15 protein-coding genes are annotated in these 18,384 nt (G+C 40.3%); 8 read left to right on the forward strand and 7 right to left on the reverse strand.

What is annotated here, in order from left to right; translation table 11 throughout:
* Positions 1 to 30 precede the first annotated feature (30 nt).
* The gene (locus ADHAQ_RS28560) at positions 31 to 399 is read right to left on the reverse strand and encodes an alcohol dehydrogenase catalytic domain-containing protein (RefSeq protein ID WP_211240603.1); all 369 of its coding nucleotides are present in this window, start codon (positions 397 to 399) and stop codon (positions 31 to 33) included.
* Positions 400 to 665: 266 nt separating this feature from the next.
* Between ADHAQ_RS28560 and ADHAQ_RS0120845 the strand changes: the two genes are divergently transcribed.
* The gene (locus tag ADHAQ_RS0120845; RefSeq protein WP_026464582.1) at positions 666 to 1,901 is read left to right on the forward strand and encodes a multidrug effflux MFS transporter; all 1,236 of its coding nucleotides are present in this window, start codon (positions 666 to 668) and stop codon (positions 1,899 to 1,901) included.
* Between the two features lie 47 nt (positions 1,902 to 1,948).
* Here the strand turns inward: ADHAQ_RS0120845 and ADHAQ_RS0120850 are convergent, their stop codons facing one another.
* The 3 genes from ADHAQ_RS0120850 to ADHAQ_RS26560 form a co-directional block, all read right to left on the reverse strand.
* Positions 1,949 to 2,944 carry a GRP family sugar transporter gene (locus ADHAQ_RS0120850; protein ID WP_026464583.1) on the reverse strand — a complete coding sequence of 332 codons (996 nt, stop codon included), beginning with the start codon at positions 2,942 to 2,944 and terminating at the stop codon, positions 1,949 to 1,951.
* 69 nt (positions 2,945 to 3,013) lie between these two features.
* Positions 3,014 to 3,925 carry a ribokinase gene (gene rbsK / locus ADHAQ_RS0120855; protein ID WP_026464584.1) on the reverse strand — a complete coding sequence of 304 codons (912 nt, stop codon included), beginning with the start codon at positions 3,923 to 3,925 and terminating at the stop codon, positions 3,014 to 3,016.
* Positions 3,926 to 4,353: 428 nt separating this feature from the next.
* Positions 4,354 to 5,520 (reverse strand): 2-isopropylmalate synthase, encoded by a 1,167-nt coding sequence (locus ADHAQ_RS26560; RefSeq protein ID WP_034257513.1) that lies wholly within the window; start codon positions 5,518 to 5,520, stop codon positions 4,354 to 4,356.
* A gap of 165 nt (positions 5,521 to 5,685) precedes the next feature.
* Here ADHAQ_RS26560 and ADHAQ_RS0120865 point away from each other — a divergent pair, with 165 nt between their 5' ends.
* The 4 genes from ADHAQ_RS0120865 (at position 5,686) to ADHAQ_RS26565 (ending at position 10,372) form a co-directional block, all read left to right on the forward strand.
* Positions 5,686 to 7,230: a hypothetical protein gene (locus tag ADHAQ_RS0120865; RefSeq protein WP_026464585.1), complete on the forward strand. Its 1,545-nt coding sequence runs from the start codon at positions 5,686 to 5,688 to the stop codon at positions 7,228 to 7,230.
* A 222-nt stretch (positions 7,231 to 7,452) separates the two neighbouring features.
* The gene (locus tag ADHAQ_RS0120870) at positions 7,453 to 8,535 is read left to right on the forward strand and encodes an SPL family radical SAM protein (protein ID WP_051360066.1); all 1,083 of its coding nucleotides are present in this window, start codon (positions 7,453 to 7,455) and stop codon (positions 8,533 to 8,535) included.
* A gap of 83 nt (positions 8,536 to 8,618) precedes the next feature.
* Entirely contained in the window at positions 8,619 to 9,650 is a 1,032-nt protein-coding gene (locus ADHAQ_RS0120875) for a spore photoproduct lyase family protein (RefSeq protein ID WP_026464587.1), read from the forward strand.
* 59 nt (positions 9,651 to 9,709) lie between these two features.
* Positions 9,710 to 10,372 carry a transmembrane-type terpene cyclase gene (locus tag ADHAQ_RS26565; protein WP_051360067.1) on the forward strand — a complete coding sequence of 221 codons (663 nt, stop codon included), beginning with the start codon at positions 9,710 to 9,712 and terminating at the stop codon, positions 10,370 to 10,372.
* A 105-nt stretch (positions 10,373 to 10,477) separates the two neighbouring features.
* Here ADHAQ_RS26565 and ADHAQ_RS0120885 read toward each other — a convergent pair whose 3' ends face one another.
* From ADHAQ_RS0120885 to alaS, 3 genes are all read right to left on the reverse strand, one after another.
* A complete protein-coding gene (locus ADHAQ_RS0120885) occupies positions 10,478 to 11,602 on the reverse strand; it encodes a TlpA disulfide reductase family protein (RefSeq protein WP_026464588.1) in 1,125 nt (374 codons plus the stop codon).
* A gap of 11 nt (positions 11,603 to 11,613) precedes the next feature.
* Complete coding sequence (gatB, locus tag ADHAQ_RS0120890) at positions 11,614 to 13,074, reverse strand: Asp-tRNA(Asn)/Glu-tRNA(Gln) amidotransferase subunit GatB (protein ID WP_026464589.1); 1,461 nt, start codon at positions 13,072 to 13,074, stop codon at positions 11,614 to 11,616.
* 62 nt (positions 13,075 to 13,136) lie between these two features.
* Positions 13,137 to 15,779, reverse strand: coding sequence for an alanine--tRNA ligase (gene alaS, locus ADHAQ_RS0120895; protein ID WP_026464590.1), 2,643 nt, complete (start codon positions 15,777 to 15,779; stop codon positions 13,137 to 13,139).
* Positions 15,780 to 15,982: 203 nt separating this feature from the next.
* Between alaS and ADHAQ_RS0120900 the strand changes: the two genes are divergently transcribed.
* Genes ADHAQ_RS0120900 through ADHAQ_RS0120910 form a run of 3 tightly spaced genes read left to right on the forward strand, consistent with a single transcriptional unit; the run spans position 15,983 to position 18,366 of the window.
* The gene (locus ADHAQ_RS0120900) at positions 15,983 to 16,321 is read left to right on the forward strand and encodes a MerR family transcriptional regulator (protein WP_026464591.1); all 339 of its coding nucleotides are present in this window, start codon (positions 15,983 to 15,985) and stop codon (positions 16,319 to 16,321) included.
* Positions 16,322 to 16,374: 53 nt separating this feature from the next.
* On the forward strand, positions 16,375 to 17,481 hold the full coding sequence (gene dprA, locus ADHAQ_RS0120905) for a DNA-processing protein DprA (RefSeq protein ID WP_026464592.1): 1,107 nt from the start codon (positions 16,375 to 16,377) through the stop codon (positions 17,479 to 17,481).
* Positions 17,482 to 17,541: 60 nt separating this feature from the next.
* Entirely contained in the window at positions 17,542 to 18,366 is an 825-nt protein-coding gene (locus ADHAQ_RS0120910) for an aminotransferase class IV (RefSeq protein WP_026464593.1), read from the forward strand.
* Positions 18,367 to 18,384 lie beyond the last annotated feature (18 nt).

An 18,384-nucleotide genomic window follows, 5' to 3' on the forward strand; every position in this document is an offset into this window, starting at 1 on the left:
CTAAGGAATTCCAGCAGCTTTCTCAAATGATTAAGTTTTAGGTTTGGCTGCAATATAACTTTCAGGAATTACAATGTATTCAGCAAAGGTACCGTGTTGTACTGTTGGTCTTCTGGCATACGCATATACTTCCTCGCCCATGTTAAACCGCCGGGCGCTATAGCTTCTTTCTTCTATTACGCCGGCCACATCCCAACCTGGTATAGCCGGGAAATGTACTGGTATAAAGGAGCTTAAATAACCCTCCCGAACAGCTGCATCCACCGGATTAACGGCAGCAGCTTTGATTTTAATAAGAACTTCACCTTCTTTTAATTCTGGTATAGCAAGCTCTCCTACTTTTATTTTTTCATTACTGCCAAATTCTTTGTAATAGGCTGCTCTCATTTTCCTTTCCATACCTTTCCTTTACTAAGAGTTTCTAAATACAATTCCCTCTTTACTCCTATCGGAACAGGTTTGTTTAGTTACATAGAAAAACCTGAGGCATGGAAGATTTTAAATAAAAAGATTTTGATCAGATCCTATTTTAAAAGAATGGTACTCAGAACTTGTAGTCTCCTTACAGTAGTTTAATAACAGAATCTTAACCTCCATAAATATTTAATTGTAGCAGGCAGCCTAAACTTCCTTTATCTTTGCATCCTTTTCAATTTTAGCTCATCATGACCAGGAAAAAATATATTTCCCTTATTTTAATATTAGGTACGCTTACTGCTTTAGGTCCTTTTTCCATTGATATGTATTTACCGGGGTTTCCGGCCATTGCCAAAGACTTAAAAACTACCACCGCTGATGTATCACTGTCCTTATCAAGTTTCTTCGTAGGTATTTCGGCCGGGCAGTTGCTATACGGGCCACTACTGGACCGTTTTGGCCGGAAACAACCCTTGTACATAGGGTTGTTTATATATTTAATTTCTTCTTTGGCCTGTGCTTTTACCAATACCATAGAAATGTTAATAGTATGGCGGTTTGTTCAGGCTATAGGTAGTTGTGCGGCGGCTGTAGCCTCGGTAGCTATGGTGCGGGATTTATTTCCTATTGAAGACAATGCCAAAGTATTTTCTTTATTAATGCTGGTAGTAGGCGTATCGCCTATGGTGGCGCCAACCGTAGGAGGTTATGTAACAGCCGGATTTGGTTGGGAGTGGGTATTCGTTATTCTGGCTATTATGAGCCTTTTAATTATTATTTCAGTTTTTCTGGGTTTACCCGAAAGCAGCCAGCCCGACCCCACTTATTCTTTAAAACCTAAACCCATACTTACTAATTTTCTGGCAGTTATTAAAGAACCTCAATTTTCGACTTTTGCAATTTCCGGAGCAGTTTCGTTTGCAGGCTTACTTGCGTATGTAGCTGGTTCTCCAATGGTTTTTATGGAAATATACAAGGTAACCGAGAAACAATACGGCTGGATTTTTGCCTTTCTTTCTATTGGGTTAATTGGCGCCAGCCAGGTGAATAGCTTTTTGGTGCGTAAATACAGGAGCACGCAAATTATAATAGTTGCCCTTACCTGCCAAAGTTTTGTAGGGATGCTTTTAGTAGTGGGCACTGTTAACGGATGGCTGGGTTTACCAGAATCTATTGCTTTATTATTTGCCTTTTTATGCTGCCTTGGATTTACGTTTCCTAATGCCTCGGCTTTGTCTATGGCACCTTTTTCTAAAAATGCGGGTAGTGCTTCAGCTTTAATGGGTGCTTTGCAAATGGGAGTTGGCGCCTTAATAACTGTAGTATTAAGTTTAATAAACAACCACTCAGCTACTCCCATGACAGCGGTAATGGCGGGCTCTGCCCTGCTGGCTTTAATTATCCTGGCCTTTGGCCTGAGGGTTATTCAAAACAGACAAGGTTTGCTGCAAACGGAAGAAAGTACAGCCCCCCTGATTCATTAATTAAGTAGGGGTGGGTAAACGTATAGGTTTACCCACCCCTACTTTTTTTAACGGGCGGCAATAATTATTCCCAGCCCGATCATGTAACAGAATAACATGCCATATAAAATAAGGGAGGTACCCTTAGGTGCGTTTCTAAACTCTTTCCAGATAAAGATCCCCCACAAGGCCGCCACAACTGTAGCCCCTTGTCCCAAACCATAGGAAATAGCTGGTCCGGCTTTATCCGAAGCCAGTATACTGCAAGCCATTCCCATACACCAGATGGCCCCGCCCAGAATACCCGTAAGATGACTTTTAGAAGAGCCCTTAAAATATTGCCTATAATTTACCGGATCTCCTACAAAAGGGCGCTTCATTAGCAGGGTATTAAAAAGAAAATTGCTTAATAATATGCCAGCAGAAAAGAAAACTACGGCTGTATACGGGCTTAATTTACCGGGCTCAGGATTCTCGAAATTAGGAAACATAGAGTCGGCTACAAATTTATAAAAGAACCCCATCATAACGCCGGCTATAATAGACAAAGCTAATCCTTTAGAAGATACACCCTGACTATGGCTGGCCGTACGGCGATAGGCAAATGCATTTAATAATATGGCGGCTATAACTAACGTTACCCCTAAAAGTAATAAGGTAAAATTTCCTACGGGGTTGGCAAAATAATTAACCGCGACTCCCCAAACCAGTGCAATACCAATTCCTACGGGAAAAGCTACTGCCATACCTGCAATAGCGATAGCTGCTCCTAAAAGGATATTAGCGGCATTAAAAATAATTCCGCCCAAAACAGCCGATTTAATATAATAAGAATCAGCCTGGGCTATATCTGCTAAGAAATTTCTGCCTCCTTCGCCGGTGCTACCCAAGGTAAAAGCAAATACCAAAGACATAATTAAAATGCCAATTACATAATCCCAATAAAACAATTCGAATCGCCAGTTGCCCGAGGCCAGCTTTTGGGTGTTGGCCCAGGAACCCCAGCAAAACATGGTAACTATACAAAAAATAACTGCGGTGGAATAACTTTCAATAATAAACATACAGGTGTAATTGGGTTTAGTGGTGGATTAGAAATATGCTTTAGAATAAGAAAAAGAAGGGCTTAACTTTTAAATGGAGGTCGAAATCTCCTTCCGGTAAGGCGCAGAAGCTTGGGCGCCCAACCGGGTTACTGAAATAGCAGCCGCTTTACTTGCAAATAAAGCGGCCTCCTCTAAACTTGCCCCTTCCGATAAAGCTACCGCTATTGCGCCATTAAATACATCGCCGGCAGCAGTCGTATCTACTGGTACTACTTGCTTAGCGGGTATTAATTTACTGTACCCATTAGTGGCCACCAAAGCTCCTTCACTTCCTAAGGTAATAATTACATTCTGGACGCCTTTACCTATAAGTACCTCAGCAGCTTTTTGAGCAGATGGTAAATTGGTGATACTGATTCCCGTTATGGTTTCGGTTTCTGTTCTGTTTGGTGTCAGTAGGTATAAGTCCTGTAATAAGCTATCTGGTAATACAGTTGCCGGAGCCGGATTAATTATAACCTTCTTTCCCTTTTTGTTTGCTAGTTCAGTTGTCCCAATTACAGTGGGCATTGGAATTTCTAACTGGAGCAACACAAAAGAACAGGCATCTAATTCGGCTTCGGCATTTTGGACGTCTCTTAAGGTTAAAGCCCCATTGGCGCCGGAGGCTACTACAATGGTGTTCTCGCCTTTTTTATCTACTGTAATCAAGGCTACCCCGGAAGCAAAATTGTGATCCTGCAAAACAAACCGGCTATCAATGCCTTCTTGCCGGAAATGCTGTTGCGCCTGCTGGCCAAAAATATCCTGGCCTACTTTAGTAATAAAGGTAACCTGCCCACCTAAACGGGCTGCTGCTACCGCCTGGTTGGCCCCTTTCCCACCGGGTGTCATTAAAAATTCTCCACCCAATAGTGTTTCACCTGGTAAAGGAAAATGATCAGCTTTTATAACCATGTCTGTATTGGAGCTACCAATAACTACTATTTTAGATTCCATAGATTAGATTAAAAAGAATAGAAGAAGATTTAGGATAAGTTGGCTTACTATCAGTTATAAAGCTTTTTTTATTTTATTCCTCAAAAAATACAGAACCTCCTCGTGCGGCCGAAAAAGAAGGAAATATTCATGAGCTAAAGTACAGTATGAGTTACATTATTATTCCTTTTAAAATAACATTTATCTCTTTATCTGCCAATTATTTTTTTAACATTAACCTAGCATTTGGAAAACAATGGTCTTATAAACCCATTTGCCAAAGATGTGTAATGACAAAATTCCTATTTGTCTGGAATTGCTTTAGGTTTTTATAATAATAATTATTTCTGTGTAATCAACTAAGTAAATTATAAGAAATCAGCTATAAATAAAAAGAGCCTCAGATAATATCTGAGGCTCTTTTTAAAGATTTATGAGAAGCTTAATTGTTAGACATTCACAAGAATTTTGTGTTTTTCAACTAGCTCGTGCAGATCATCATCTTTTACCACTTTGCGGGCATCTGCCATTACCAGGAACGAATCATAAGCTTTATTTAAATTATCTTTATCCAGTTTGTATCCCAGTTTTTGCATCCGGAAAGCCAAAGCAGCCCGACCGGACCGAGCCGTTAGCACAATAGAAGAATCATCTACGCCTACTTCTTTCGGATCAATGATTTCGTAGGTTTCCCTGAATTTAATGATACCGTCCTGGTGAATGCCACTTGAATGAGCAAAAGCATTAGCGCCTACAATTGCTTTATTAGGCTGAACGGTCATGTGCATCATCTCCGCTACCATTTGGGAGGTTTGAGTTAATAACCGGGTATTAATATTGGTATCCAGGTTCAGGTACGGATGCTGGCGCATAATCATTACTACTTCTTCCAGGGCAGTATTACCAGCTCGTTCCCCAATACCGTTAATAGTACATTCTATTTGCCGGGCCCCATTTCGTACTCCGGCAATAGAATTGGCCGTAGCCAAACCTAAATCATTATGGCAGTGAGTAGAAAGCGTTACATTCTCTATGCCCCGAACATGATCCACTAAATATTTTATTTTAGCCCCGTATTCATCAGGCAAACAGTAGCCGGTGGTATCGGGAATGTTTAAAACAGTTGCCCCAGCTTTTACCGCAGCTTCGCAGACTCGCGCCAAAAAAGCATTATCTGTACGGCCGGCATCTTCGGCGTAAAATTCCACATCTTCTACAAAGCTTTTTGCTAAAGAAACTGCTGCTACGGCCCGTTCAATTATTTTTTCTGGAGTAGAGTTTAATTTATATTTTATGTGCAGCTCAGAAGTACCTATACCGGTATGAATTCTTGGCTTTCTGGCCAATCTTAGCGCATCTGCCGCTACATGTATATCTTTTTCTACGGCACGAGTTAAGCCGCAAACTGTAGCATCCTTTACTAACGCCGAAATACTTTTAACTGCTTCAAAATCACCGGGACTGGAAATAGGAAAACCTGCTTCTATAACATCTACCCCTAATAGCTCCAATTGCTCAGCAATAACAAGTTTTTCCTGAACGTTAAGCTGGCAGCCTGGCACCTGTTCGCCATCGCGAAGAGTAGTGTCAAAAATTTGTATTTTCTCAGTCTTCATAGTTTATTTGATTATTGAGTTAAAAATTTTCTTTTTAATCAGGGTCAAATATGTATGTAATACAATGGCCAAAAAAATCAATTTTACAAAAGCCACCTATTTCTAACGCACATTTATTAATAATAAAATATTAATAATCAGCATTTTGGATAGCAAAACTATACAATGCCTAATCAAAATACAGACGCCGTTTTTCAATTAATAAAGACATTAACCCGCTCCGAAAAAAGGCATTTCCGGTTATATAACAGTCACCATGGGGCAAAAGAAGAATTAAAATTCCTGCAATTGTTTGATGTTTTAGAAAATCAGGAAAAATATAATGAACAGGAAATTTTAAATAAAATACCGGTTATTAAGAAAGTACAGTTGGCTAATATCAAGGCAAACTTGTATAAACATTTACTTTCCAGTTTGCGTCAATACCATGCCAACCAAAATGTAGATATTCAATTACATGAACAACTAGACCAGGCCCGGGTTTTATATAATAAGGGTTTGTATGGGCAAAGCTTAAAATTATACGAAAAGATAAAGATTGCTGCGCGCAATGCAGAGTTACCTCATATTGCTTTAGCTGCCATACATTACGAAAAATTAATCGAATCGCAGTATATTACCAGGAGCATAGAAGGCAAAGCAGAAGCATTATCATTAGAATCAATGCACCTGGCTACGCATCTAAGCAAGGTCCATGAGCTTTCTAATTTATCTCTGCGCCTCTACGGTCACTATATCAAAATGGGCCATGCCAAGAACCAGGAGGATTTTGATTTTATCCGGAATTTTTTTGAGACCAATCTGCCTTCGTTAGACATTAAAGAAGCCAGTTTCTTCGAAAAGTTGTACTATTATCAAATACACGTTTGGTATTACTACATAACCCAGGATTTTAAAGCCTGCTATCGGTTTGCCCAAAAATGGGTAGATCTGTTTGAGGGAAACTCCGACCAGATTTACCAGCAACCCATGCTCTACATTAAAGGCTTACATAATTTATTAGCCTCACTTTACAACCTACTGTATTATAGCAAATTCAAATCGGTACTTCAGAAACTGGAGGCATTTGCCGCAGACAGTACCAGACGATCTACCCCTAATATAGAGATGCTGCTTTTCCTGCATATCTACACCAACAAAATAAACATTTTCTTTTTAGAAGGTACGTTTACCGAAGGCGTTAAAATCATTCCGGAAATACTGGCAGGATTAAAACAGTACCAACCGCAGTTAGACCCGCACCGCTTGCTGGTGTTTTATTTTAAAATAGCCAGTTTATATTTTGGCAGCGGCAATTTTCAGAAGTGTATTGAATACCTGAATAAGATTATTGATTATAGCCACTTAAACCTCCGGAGTGACCTGCAAGGTTTTGCCCGCATTCTGAGTTTAATTGCCCATTACGAAGCCGGAGACGATGAAGCTTTGGATTACCAAATAAAATCTGTTTACCGGTTTTTGGGGAAAATGAATGACCAACAGCCAATGCAGGTAGAAATTTTCCGTTTTTTAAGGAGTTTAAATAGTATGGCGCCCAATCAATTGAAGGATGCTTTTGTTGCATTGAAGAACAAACTCATTGCCATTGCAGCTAATCCTTTTGAGCGTCGGCCTTTCTTGTACCTGGATATTATTTCCTGGTTAGAAAGCAAAATAGAGCATGTTCCGGTCCAGGAAATTATGCAGCGAAAGTTTAAAGCAATGAAATAAAATCTTCTAAATTGTTCTATCTTTTTTCCCGCAAAACAATTCTAAAATAATAATTTAAAAATTATTAACAAACTGATTTACAGCAATTTAATCACACCTATTTAAGCTAAAGAATCGAATTATAAAAGCAGAAAATATGTTTAATTTATAACTGCTCTTTTAAGGCTTTTGTAGCTTTTGAATGGCTGTTTTGTAAAGGTATTTCTTCTTAAAATAATAAGGATGTTAGTAGTTCAGGAAAGTTATTCGGTAAAAGAAAATAAAAATTCAGGCAAGTTATGGCTGCCCAGGCAAGTGCTTTTTACACCCGCTGCTTTAGATGAGCCTTGGGGAAGATGTGTATATGATCGGGTTCAAGCCTTAGGTTTGCCAATTGAGGAGTTAAAACAAAACCGGGTTACCGGCCTACGGGGTTCGGATGAGCGGGAAACCTATCGAAAAGCTAAAAGTACTTTAGCGGTTGTAACTGCCCCGGCAAGTGCGCTAAAACTGCAACCTATTCCGCCCTCCGCCGATTGGCAATTTCACTTAGCCGAAGGTTGTCCGGCCCATTGCCAGTATTGCTACCTGGCCGGAAGTTTACAAGGGCCACCTGTAATTCGTGCCTTCGCTAACTTACCTGCTATCCTGAACAATTTGCCTCTCTACCAGAAACCGGGTCAGGTATCTACTTTTGAAGCCAGTTGTTACACCGATCCTTTAGGGATTGAGCATTTAACTGGTAGCTTAGCCGAGGCCATTAGATTCTTTGGCGAGCAGGATAATATGCACCTTCGTTGGGTTACTAAATTCGACCAAGTAGATGAATTACTGGATTTGCCTCACAATGGCCATACCCAACCCCGAATAAGCCTGAATACTGAATTTATCTCCCGCCGGATGGAAGGTGGTACTGCCTCTATTGCCGCCCGAATAGAAGCCATCCGGAAATTAGCTTTACCAAAAGCTTTAGGCGGTGGTGGTTATAAAGTAGGTATTGTTATAGCCCCTATCATGGCTATTCCTGATTGGGAAGAACAATATACTACTTTATTAAGCCAATTGGCAGCCGCTTTAGACTTTCCCTGTGATCTTACCTTTGAGCTAATTACTCACCGGTTTACTCCAGGGTCTAAAGCCTTATTGCAGGAGTGGTACCCTAATACCAGCATCGACTTTGATGAAAACAGCCGGGCCCTGAAGTTCAATAAATTCGGGGGTAAAAAATTTGTATATAATTCCGGTACCATGAAGATGTTGCGGAGTTTCTTTTATACAGAATTGAAAAGCTTATTTCCGGAAGCTCCTATTCTTTATTGGACCTAACCTTTTTAGTTTCTATGCTTTTTCCAGGAGCCTTTTTACTTTAAACAAAAGGCTCCTGATCTGGTTATAAAAATTCTTTTCCTATGCAGCCTTTTAAACCATCAACTATATTTTATACCCCTGATTCGTTGAATGATCGGGGCATCAAAGCTTTACAAACCTATGTAGACGCTAAGCATGTAGAAATAAAACAACATAACCGCCTTCCGGCTATTGACGGAAATCATTTTCAGGTTAAGTCGGATGTACTGGTTTTAGGCAAATTAAAAACCTTAATATGCCGGGAAAGCGGCCGTAGTTCAGATTTTATTTCCCCCAGCCTGGCAAATGGCTGCATGGGAGCTTGTGCTTACTGCTATGTAGACCGAAATAAACCCGTTAACCCAATAACGCTCTTTACCAATACTGAGGAAATTTTAGGAGCCGTAGAAAAGCACGTGCAGAAACAAGCCTGGCCTAAGATTCCGAACCAAACACATGCGAAGTTTTATACTTATGATATAGGTTGTAATTCTGATATTTCGGTAGATGCTGTTTTATCTGATAGCGTAAAAGAGACGGTGGACTTTTTTGCTAAGCACCCCAAAGCATTTGCCACTTTCGCTACCAAATTTGTAAACCCGGAGTTGCTGACGTATGAACCAGCTGGGAAAACCCGTATACGATTTAGCCTGATGCCTGCCACCGTAAGCAAATTAGTTGATGTGCGAACCGATGCTATTGAGAAACGTATTGCGGCAATAAATGATTTTTACCAGGCAGGTTATGAAGTACACCTAAATTTTTCACCGGTTATTGTTTATGAAGGCTGGCAGCAAGATTACCGGGAATTATTTGAAAAACTTAACCAGGAGGTGCATCCGCAAGTAAAAGCCCGCATGAGTTGTGAAGTAATCTTTCTTACCCATAATCAATGGCAGCACGAGGCCAATTTAGCTATTAACCCCAAGGCAGAAAGTTTAATCTGGACTCCTGAAAATCAGGAAACCAAGCGCAGCCAATTTGGAGGTATTAATGTGCGCTACCAGTACCAGCTAAAAGCACAATTAGTGCAGGAATTTAAGGCCCTGCAACAGGAAATTATTCCCTGGTGCCCTATTCGGTATATATTTTAATTAAAACCTGACCAGCTTTACAAGTGTTGCTGTAAATTGAATAAACTGATTTATTATTCATGCTCGATAATCCTGTTAAACTTAATCCTGATTTTGCTCATTCATTAATGATTGGTAGTGGTTTATTCTGGACCATTACCTACTTGTTAATTTTAAGGCGGGGCTTCAAAGATAAAAATTACGGTATGCCCGTAGCCGCTTTATGTGCCAACTTATCCTGGGAATTTATCTTCTCCTTTGTATACCCGCACCCGGCACCGCAGCTATACATTAATTATACGTGGCTATTATTTGATGTAGGCATTCTGATCCAGTACTTCTATTATGGTCGCAATGGCTTTCCGGGTAACTTGCCTAAAGCCCTTTTTTACCCATGGTTTGTGCTTACGCTGGTATTATCGGCCTTAACCATTATGCTTATGTCAAAAGAGTTTAATGAGTATATTGGCATTTATGCAGCCTTTGGGCAGAATCTTTTAATGTCGGTCCTTTTTATTTCGATGCTTTTAAAAAGAGGAAGCTCAACCGGGCAATCTTTGTACATTGGTTTAAGTAAGATGCTGGGTACTATTCTGCCGTCTGTTTTGTTTTACAATTACTTCCCCCAGTCGTACCTGTTGCAATTACTTTATATCAGCATCTTTATTTATGATTTAGCTTACGTGATACTGCTTTATAATAAATTAAAAGCCGAAGGAATTAACCCTTGGAAGCGGTTATAAGAATAATCCCTGTTTCTGCTCATGCTTTGTATCTTAAGGAGTAGCAACAAAAAAGCCGTAGCTGACGCTACGGCTTTTTTGTCCTGTAAAAATACCCTTAAGGTATTATGGTAACAACGATGCTAATTTATTTTCCAATTCTTTTCCTCTTAGATTTTTAGCAATAATAACGCCTTCCTTATCCAATAGAATGGTTTGAGGAATGGCCTGAATGTTATACATAACAGCTGCACTGCTTTGCCACCCTTTTAAATCTGAAACATGTGGCCAGGTAAGTTTATCTGTAGCAATAGCTTTTACCCATTTGTCTTTCGACTCATCCAGCGATACACCAAAAATCTCAAATCCCTTTGGTTTATATTGATTGTACATCCGGACTACATTCGGGTTTTCCTGGCGGCAAGGACCGCACCAACTAGCCCAAAAATCAATCAATACATATTTACCGCGTAAAGAAGATAAAGAAACTTTATCGCCTGTGGGCGTAGGTAAAGAAATATCCGGTGCTTTTTTGCCTACCGATAAGGTGCGTAACGATTCTAACTTACCTACTAACGTTTTTGTAAATTGCGACTGCGGCACATTCTTCTCAAAAGCAACGGCCATACTATCCGCAAACTCAAAATCAGCTTCCGGATTCAGAACGTTAAGGGTTGCAAAAGCCGAAACTACCGATTTAGGATTGGACCGGATAAAGCTTTTGATTTCGTTGTTATTTTTTTCCTGCAGCCCCATAAACTTCTCCTGCAATATTTGCAAAGAATCTTGCTGGCCAGCTGTTTGAGCAGCTACAAAACGGTTTTGTAAGGATGCAGCATTCTTCTGCATCTGGTCAATTTTGCTCAATAATGTTTTTAACTGATCAGACTCCTTCGACCCTTTAATATTAGCGGTTTTCCGCAGATCCTTGGCATCTGCCGCTACTTCAATATTATTAGAATCTATTACCAGCAAAAGCATGTTTTGGTCGGTAAGAGCAATACGGTATAAGCCAGAATCAGCTTTCTTTCCCGCAAACTCAAAGGTACCGTCACTATTTACTGTAGCGGTATCGCGCGGTACAAACTGCTGCTCCTCAAACTCACTTAAATAAATATTGCCGGAAGCCTGATTCTCTAATTTACCTTTAATAGTATAGGCATCTTTGCCAGAGCCGTTCTTAGAACCTATTTTATTACAGGCACTAAGAGAGGCTAAAAGAACCAAACTGCTATAAACTAGTTTTTTCATTTTATTAAAAATTAAAGCGCATTAAGCTTATCCTGTAGCAATTTGTTTGCCACTTTCGGATCGGCTTTTCCTTTGGTAAGTTTCATAACTTCGCCCATAAACATTCCTACCAAAGATCTTTTACCTGCTTTATATTCGGCTACTTTAGCCGGATTAGCCGATAAAACCTGGTCGATAAAGCTGCCTAATGCATTATCGTCAGATTCTTGAATAAGGTTTAATTCTTCGGCCGCAGCTAAAGCTGTTTTTGTCGGGTTCTCCAGCAAGAAAGCAAATACATTACGCGAAGCAGCCGAGTGACTTACTTTACCTGAATCTACTAAAGCAATCAATTCGGCAATTTGCGCTGGCTTTAAAGGGAATTCTGAAACATGAAGCGCTAATTCGTTCAGGTGCGATTTAACCTGACCCATAACCCAATTAGAAGCAGCTTTGTAATTTTTGGTGTGTTGGCAAATGGCATCAAAGTATTCTGCTATCTCCTTGGCATCGGTAAGTACGTTGGCATCATATTCCGGCAAGCCATACTCTTTGGTAAAACGGGCGTAAAGCTCGTGCGGCAAACTTGGCATTTCACTTTTAATCCGTTCCAGCCATTCGTCCGAAATAACCATAGGTGTTAAATCCGGCTCCGGGAAATAACGGTAATCGTTTAAAGTTTCTTTCGACCGCTGTCCGGAAGTAGTTCCGGTATTGGCATCAAATCCCCGAGTTTCCGATTCAATCGTTTCACCGGCTTCCAGTAAGGCAATCTGGCGCTCAATCTCATGGTCGATGGCTCGTTGCACATTCCGGAAGGAGTTCATGTTCTTTACTTCTACTTTTACTCCGAATTTTTCGGCGCCTTTCAACATAACCGAAACGTTCGCATCGCAGCGTAAAGAACCTTCTTCCATGTTACCGTCACAAATATCCAGGTAACGCACCAGTTTCTTAATTTCAGTCAGGAAAGAATAGGCTTCTTCTGAGTTATGAATATCCGGCTCCGATACAATCTCAATAAGGGGCACCCCTGCCCGGTTTAAATCAATTAAGGTTTCGGTTTCGCCGGCTAAGTGCATTGATTTACCAGCATCCTCTTCCATATGAATCCGGTTCAGGCGAATCGTTTTCTCCTGGCCATTGCTTAGCTGAATATCAACGTGGCCTTTCTTACAAATAGGCGTCTTATCCTGGGTAATCTGATAACCCTTTGGTAGGTCAGGATAGAAGTAATTTTTACGGTCGAAATAGTTATGGCGGGTAATAGAACAATTAGTAGCCAACCCCATTTTTATAGCGTAATCAACTGCTTTTTTGTTCATTTTGGGCAATGTGCCCGGATGCCCCAACGTAATAGCACTAATATTGGTATTTGGCATAGAGCCATACTCGGTAGTATCAGCTGTAAAAGCTTTACTTACCGTTGATAATTGTGCGTGAACCTCTAACCCGATTATTGGTTGATACTTATCGAAGATTGCTTTATCCATAATTAGCTGTCAGCTTTTAGCTCTTAGCTTTTTATATATTATTTAATACTATTTCTTTTTAACTAGGCGCTTACTACCTGCGAAACCAGTTCCTCCGCTTTTGCCGGAATATTAGCTAAACCATTGGCATCTTTACCACCGGCCGTTGCATAAAAGGCTTGGCCACCGCCGCCACCCTTTATTTCTTTGGCCAACTCTTTTACCAACGTTACCGCATTTAAACCTCTTTCGGCAACCAGGTTATCTGAAAGCATTACTGCTAATTGCGGTTTACCATCAATTTCTGCTGTTAAAATTAAGCACAAATTATCATGCATGGTGTTCCGGATATCAAAAGCTAGCTTTTTCAGGTAATCGGCTGAGCTAACCTCTGCTCTCTCGGCAATCAGGTTAATCGTATTTATTTGCTTAGCCTTGCTGATTAAGGTATATTTTTGGGCAGCCAGTTGCTTTATTTCAAACTGTTCCAGTTGCTTTTTAAGCGCGTTATTCTCTTCCAGTAAACGCTCTATATTTTTAGAAAGATTACCTTGCTGACCAACTAATTCTTTTACCTCCTCCAGTTGTACTAATTGTTCCTGCACGTATTCTTCGGCGGCAATAGCCGTATAAGCTTCAATCCGACGTACCCCGGCAGCTACCGAACTTTCAGAAGCAATTTTAAAGAAACCTATTTCACCGGTATTGGGCACGTGAATACCGCCGCAAAGCTCCACTGAATACTCTTTATCAAACGTAATTACCCGCACAAAATCACCGTATTTCTCCCCAAACAAAGCCATAGCGCCCATTGCTTTTGCCTCATCTATAGGTACGTTACGCTGCTCGTTTAAAGGAATACTTTTCCGGATATGTTCGTTTACAATGCTTTCAACTTCCCGTAATTGGGTTTCGGTCACTTTGGTAAAATGGGAAAAGTCGAAACGTAATAATTTCTCATTTACCAAAGAGCCTTTCTGATTTACGTGGCTTCCCAAAACTCTTTTTAAAGCCGCGTGTAATAAGTGCGTAGCCGAATGGTTTTTCTTGATTAAATCACGACGAGCATTGTCTACAATGGCTGAAACTGGACTATTTACATCCGAAGGTAATTCCAGCGTAATGTGAATGATCAGGTCATTCTCTTTTTTAGTATCAATTACCCGTACCTTATCCAGTTCTGTTTCCAGATAACCGGTATCACCCACCTGGCCACCGCTTTCAGCATAGAAAGGTGTTTTGTCCAGGACAATGTGGTATTCGGTTTTGTTCTTTGTTTTTACCTGGCGGTATTTTACAATCTGCGACTGGGCTGTTTCATAATCATAACCAATAAAAGCTGTTTCTGCTTCATCGTGTACAATTACCCAATCACTCTGTTCTGCCTGTGAAGCTTGGCGGGAACGAGTTTTCTGCTCCTGCATTTCTTTTTCAAAACCAGCTTCGTCTACCGTGAAGTTATTTTCTTTGGCAATCAGGGCAGTTAAATCCGCCGGAAAACCAAAGGTGTCGTACAGTTCAAAAGCTGTTTTGCCATCAATTATATTATTATTAGCAGCAAATCTATCGTGCAAACTGTCAAGGCGTTTCAACCCGTTCTCCAGCGTCCGTAAAAAACCTAACTCTTCTTCTTCAATTACCCGTACTACAAAAGCTTGTTGAGCTTTCAGTTCCGGGAAAATAGCGGCCATCTGATCGGCTAATACAGCAAATAATTTATGCAGGAATGGTTTTTTAAAGCCTAAGAAGGTAAAAGCATAACGTACCGCACGGCGTAAAATCCGGCGGATTACGTAACCTGCTTTATTATTAGATGGCAACTGACCATCAGCAATAGCAAAAGCAATAGCCCGGATATGATCGGCTAATACGCGGGTAGCTATATCTTTTTTCTCATCGGAGCCATAAGTATAACCTGCTTCACCGGCAATAAACTGGATCAACGGTTGGAAAACATCGGTATCGTAGTTTGATTGCTTGCCTTGGATAGCCATGCACAAACGCTCAAAGCCCATACCTGTATCTACGTGCTGCGCTGGTAGTTTTACCAGCGAACTATCAGCTAACCGGTTAAATTCCATAAATACGTTATTCCAGATTTCTACTACCTGCGGATGATCGTTATTTACCAGGTCATAGCCAGATTGTTTAGCCCGTTCTTCGTCCGAACGTAAATCTATATGAATTTCTGAACAAGGGCCGCACGGACCAGTATCACCCATTTCCCAGAAGTTATCCTTTTTGGAACCAAATAAAATGCGGTCTTCGCCACCTAATATGTTTTTCCAGATCTGGAAAGCTTCCTCGTCTTTTGGTAAATTATCTTTATCATCACCGCCGAATACACTTACATACATCCGGTCTTCAGGCAAGCCATAAACTTTAGTTAATAATTCCCAGGCCCAAGGCAGTGCTTCTTTTTTAAAATAATCGCCAAAGCTCCAGTTACCCAACATCTCAAACATGGTGTGGTGGTAGGTATCGTAACCTACTTCTTCCAGGTCGTTGTGCTTGCCCGATACGCGTAAACATTTTTGGGTATCGGCTACCCTGACATACGGGGCAGGTTTATTGCCTAAGAAATAATCCTTAAACTGATTCATACCCGCATTGGTAAACATTAACGTAGGGTCGTCTTTTACCACAATGGGGGCAGAAGGAACAATATGGTGCCCTTTAGAAGCGAAAAAATCTAGGAATTTCTGCCTTATTTCAGATGAATTCATGTAAGCTAAAAATTAATAAATCCTGCAGGTGACTTTATTGGATATCTGGAAATTAAAACTAATTTTTGCAATTCGTTTTCTTTCCGGTTTTTCTGCTACCGGCAAAAGTAGCATATTTTAAAAAGAAACGATAATCTAAACTTAAAATATATGCTGGAAAGTAGCTCGCGCACTTTGTAAGCTTCATTAAATATAAACGTTATATGCCTTTCAAAGAGAAAGATATTGAAAAGCAGTATTATAGTATTGGCGAGGTAGCAGCTATGTTTGAAGTAGCTCCTTCTTTGATCCGGTTTTGGGAGACAGAATTTGAAGTATTACGCCCTAAGAAAAGCAAAAAAGGCAACCGGCTCTTTACACCCAAAGATATTGAAAACCTGCGTATTGTATATCATCTGGTTAAAGAAAGAGGTTTTACCATACAAGGTGCCCGCGAAGTTCTAAAGAATAAGGGCGTGCAAACCAAAGACAAATTCGAGATTATTCAATCGCTGGAAAAAGTGCGGGAGTTTTTAATTGGCATTAAAAATCAGATAGGTTAACGGTAAGCCTTATGCTTAATTCAGTTTTGCTTTTTCTTTTTTAAATTCTGGTAATGACAGAAGCTTTGGTATATGAAGTGGCAATTGGTTTGCTTCCCGGAATCGGGAATATGCTTACCCGGCAGCTTATCAGTTACTGTGGGTCAGCTAAACAGGTATTTACGTCGCCACCAGGCAAACTGCAGAAAATTCCGGGCATTGGGCAAACACATCTTAAAACATTAATTAATCATTCTGTTCTTAATCAGGCAGAAAGCATTGTTAAGCAGGCCGAAAAAGAAAACGTACAACTATTATTTTATACTAATAAAGCTTACCCAGATCGGTTAAAGCAAATTGCCGATGCGCCAACTCTTTTATATTACAAAGGCACCGCTAATTTAAATCAACCTAAAATTATCAGTATTGTAGGTACCCGCCAATGTACTGCTTATGGCAAGGAAGTTACGGAGCAATTGGTGCAGGATTTAGCTAAACACAATGTTTTAGTGGTTAGTGGTTTAGCCTATGGAATTGATATTGCTGCGCATCGAGCCTCGGTGCAGCACCAATTGGCTACGGTTGGAGTTATGGCCAATGGCTTAGATATTATTTACCCGGCCGTACACCGCAAAATTGCCGATAAAATGGTGCAATACGGCGGATTGCTTTCAGAGAACAGCTTTGGCACTAAGCCCGACGCACCTCGTTTTCCGGCTCGTAACCGCATTATTGCCGGCATGGCCGATGCCACCATTATTGTAGAAGCTGCTATAAAAGGCGGAACCTTAATAACGGCTGATATTGCCCATAGCTATAACAAAGATGTTTTGGCTGTACCTGGGCCAGTAAATGCCCCTTTTTCGGAAGGTTGTAATTATTTAATTAAATCCCATAAGGCCGCGATGTATACCCAGATTAAAGACCTGGAGGAACTGCTGAATTGGGATTTGGAAGCCTCTGATCAGGGTTCTGCTAAAATTATTAAATATAATCCTGAAGATTTTTCTCCGGAAGAGTTTAAAATAATTCAGTTACTGCAGGAAGTAAAAGAAGAACAAATTGATAATATCAGCTGGAAAGCCCAGGTTACTATCAGCCAGGTTGCTTCGCTCCTGCTCGGTTTAGAGTTTAAAGGAGTGGTAAAAGCGCTGCCAGGTAAAAAGTACCAGTTATTATAAATTCTCATCCTTGATTTTTTAATTTAAAGCCAAAGCAATCGGGTAAATTTTATTTTATTAATGTTCTTATTACACAATTTAGAACTCATTCAGGAAGAAGATTTTTCTTTATCCTATTTAAACCGAAGCTTTCAGTATAACGACGGTTTCTTTGACACTTTAATCTGGAAAAAAGGACGGATTGAATTTCTGACAGATCATTTAAAACGGTCTGAACTAGCCCACGAAGCTTTAGGATTAAAGCTTTCAAATGTGCTTGCAGATCCAGCTTTTTTTGAAGCCCAGGTTAATCTCTTAATTGACAAAAATAATTTAGTAGCAGAGGTTGTTAGGGTAAAAATTCAGTTCTGGCGCAAAGCCGGTGGCCTTTTTACCCCTGAATCTGATGCAGTTGAAAACCTGGTTAGTGTTCAGCCGCAACAGCCGGTGCCTGTTACTATAGCCCGTGCTGATTTTTATAATGGATTGCCCAACCGATTTACGCCTTTCTCTTTTTTTAAAGGGCCCTATGCTTTACATTATGTGCAAGCCAGTATTGCTAAAAAGAAAGCTGGTTTAGATGAGCTAATATTGGTAGATGAAAAGGGACATATTTCAGAATGCCTGGTTTCCAATATTTTCTGGATTATTAATGGCACCTTATATACTCCGGATCTTAAAACAGGTTGTATTGCCGGCATTATGCGCCTGAACATCCTGAAAGCTTGTGAGGAAAGAAATATTCCTGTTCATGTTGGCTTTTATGATCAACCTGACCTTATGAGTGCAGAGGCTGTATTTACTTCAAATGTTACCGGGCTTCGGGTTATTACCCAAATCGGGAAAAAGCAGTTCCATGTCCAACATAAACTTGTGCAGCAATTACAAAGTATGTTTGTAAGCTAACTAATTTATTGCATTTTA

Source organism: Adhaeribacter aquaticus DSM 16391 (assembly GCF_000473365.1).
Lineage (GTDB): Bacteria > Bacteroidota > Bacteroidia > Cytophagales > Hymenobacteraceae > Adhaeribacter > Adhaeribacter aquaticus.